Annotated in this window: 2 protein-coding genes; both read right to left on the minus strand. The window is 65.4% G+C overall.

What is annotated here, in order from left to right; genetic code table 11:
- Positions 1-1,684 (minus strand): FG-GAP repeat domain-containing protein (locus ACFFIC_RS27775; RefSeq protein ID WP_377056571.1); only part of this gene is annotated, 1,684 nt, incomplete at its 3' end.
- Positions 1,685-2,532: 848 nt separating this feature from the next.
- Positions 2,533-2,737: hypothetical protein (locus ACFFIC_RS27780; protein ID WP_377050149.1), on the minus strand; the 205-nt coding region annotated here is incomplete at its 5' end.

The following is a 2,737-nucleotide window of genomic DNA, read 5'->3' on the forward strand; positions in this document are numbered from 1 at the left end:
CATCGTCGCGTTCCCAGTGGCAGGTCACCGCGGCCAGCCCGTCCGGGTCGGTCAGGGTGCCGATCGAGGCTGCCAACACCTCGCCGCGGATGGCCGTGCCATTGATGGTCGGCGCGCCGCTGGTTTGGTGGTCGGCTGCCATGTCAGTGAGCAGAACGTCGTTGCCGGCTTGGTCGCGGAGCGTAGCGCCAGCGCTGAGGGTGAGCCCGTTTAAGTTCAGTTCAGAGGAACCATCAGCAGCAGTCACCCTGTACCAGTACATCAGCGAGTGCCCGTCTTGGCTCATGGTACCGCCGGAAAGCACTGCTCCGTTGGAGAGGTTCAGTACGGCCTGGCCCCCAGGCGACAGGGTGACCGCCTCGGTCAGGGTCACTGTCACCCTGGCGAGGTCACCAGGTAGCAGAGGGTCGGCTGGATCCCTGCCGCGCACCACCACGGAGAAGCCAGCGAGCCTCGGGGCCGTCGTGTCCACCACCACAGTGGTCGTGTCCACCATCATGCCGCCGTTGACTTTGGGGACCGTGGCCACCGTGGAGATGTCCAGTGTGGGGCCGGGACCATCAGCCTGGGCGGCGAGCACCGTGATTTTACCTGCCCCTGCCGCGAGGATGTCAGGCAGTCCATCGGCCGTGACGTCTGCCACAGCGACGTCAAAGGCGCGGCTCCCGTCCAGGTTGGCGAAGCCGCCCAAGCCGCCGACGACGTAAGGCGCGCTGAACTGGCCTGTCCCGTCACCTCCCAGAGCCTTGACCCCGCTGCCCCAGTACTCGCTCCCTGTGACGATATCGAGCTTGCCGTCACCTGTTATATCGGCAACGGCAAGGCTGGTGACGCCTGACAAGCTCCCCACCGCTTGAGGCGCGGCGAAGCTGCCCGCTCCTTGGCCGGTGAGTACGAGAATCCCCCCGAACACGTCTGCCACGATGATGTCAGGCCTGCCGTCGCCCGTCACATCCGCTACGGCTAAGCCTTCCGCGGCCCTGCCACCTTGGAAGGGTTGTGGCGCAGCGAAGTGGCCCGCCCCGTCGCCCACCAGCACCGCACCAACAGAGTGATTGCTGCCTGTGGTGATGATGTCGAGCTTGCCGTCCCCCGTGACATCGGCGAGGGCAACGTCGTTGGTGTAGGTTCCGGCTATTGCGGTGATGGACTGCGGCGCGGCGAAGCGACCCGCGCCTTCACCCAGCAACACTGAGATGGAACCTGAGAGCCGCTCCCCACCCACCACAACGTCGATTTTGCCATCGCCGTTCACGTCTCCCAGGGCGATGCCCATAGACTTTTCACCGGCAGCGAAGGACTGCGGCGCAGCGAAGTTACCCGCGCCATCACCCTTCAGCACAGTGATCGTGCCGCCGTACCTACTGCTGGTGACGATGTCGGGGTTTCCGTCACCGTCGACGTCCGCCACCGCGATATTGTCGGCCGATGCCGGGAAGGCCGGCTGAACTGTGAAACCACCGAGGTGCCCGCTGATCACAGAGCCATTCAGTTCCAGGGCAGAGACGCGCAGGTTCGGCGTGTCCGCGCCGGTGCCGACCACATAGGTAAATACCAGCTTGTCGGCGCTGGTCGCCGCAGAAGCCGCGGCGTCATAAACGGCAATGGCTCCGTTGGAGAGGCGCAGAACCGGAGCTCCCGCCGTGGTGTCGACGGCGACGCCCTCATTCGCATCCAGCGTCAATGTGAGTACAGCACCGACGCCGAGAGGACCTAACGAGGCGCCCCAGATAACGGCGTCAATCCTAGGAGCGGGCATGCAGAAGTCCCTTCGGACGAAAGGCAGCGGGACCCCGCATGCTTGGCCTGGAGCCACCAGATGCTGGTTTGGCAGCACCGGCACACGGCATTTAGGAAGTGCGGGCGCATGTGTTGTCGCGCGGGATCGTTTATCGGTTGTTAACCGGCGGATCGGCGACTTGATTGAAGACCAATGCGGCAGGGGAGGGTGTCGGTCTTCCCCTCGCCACTTGTCCGCGATCCAATAAATTCGGGCCCGCCCCGCCCCGCCCTGCCAGCAGCCACCCACGCACCACAACGCTGCAACGTCGTGCCTGGAGAACAGGGCGGAGGTGTTTGCCACGATTGTTCGCTATGGCCGAGTTCCGGTGGGCGAGCGGACATTGTTGGGCAACAGCCAGGATAAACGGCTTTGCGCCCGTCCTGGCCATTCGCGCGACGTTGTCGCCTTCCCGAACGCGGACATGGACCCCCAGGCGGCGATGAGCTGATGAGGCGGAGAGCAGCGCCTCACTCCTGCCCTGCTTGCCTGCCGGCCTCTGGCGCCGGGTGGTGCAGGGAGGGGCCTTCCGCTGCCTCCGTGCTTTGCCGTGCCTGTTTCCTGCGGCGAACAGGCCGAGAAGCGGAGCATGACCTCAGCCCCTGTTGGTGGCCTCCTTCTTTCCATCGCTTCCCCAGTACGCCAGCTGCCGGGTTTGGCGCCTGATCGGTAGGCTCTCTCTGCCGCGAGTGACTATTGTCGTGGAGGCCCCGCCAGACGCCCTGCCCGAGGCCTGATGGTAAGGTCCGGAGCTAGTTCCCAAGGGCGAACTGGACGGCGACCGAGATCTGGAGCGCGGGGGTATCGCGGTTCAGCCCGGCGCCTCCGGCCACCCCGACCACGGCACCGTTCGGCAGGCGGTAGCGAAATCCGGCCTGGAGCAGGCTGAAGTCGCGGTCCCCACGCTCCTGCTGCGAGAGGGCGTAGGTGAGGACGAGGGCAAGGTCGCTTGTGACG

Origin of the sequence: Muricoccus vinaceus (genome assembly GCF_042433125.1) — a bacterium.
GTDB classification, from domain to species: domain Bacteria; phylum Pseudomonadota; class Alphaproteobacteria; order Acetobacterales; family Acetobacteraceae; genus Roseomonas; species Roseomonas vinacea.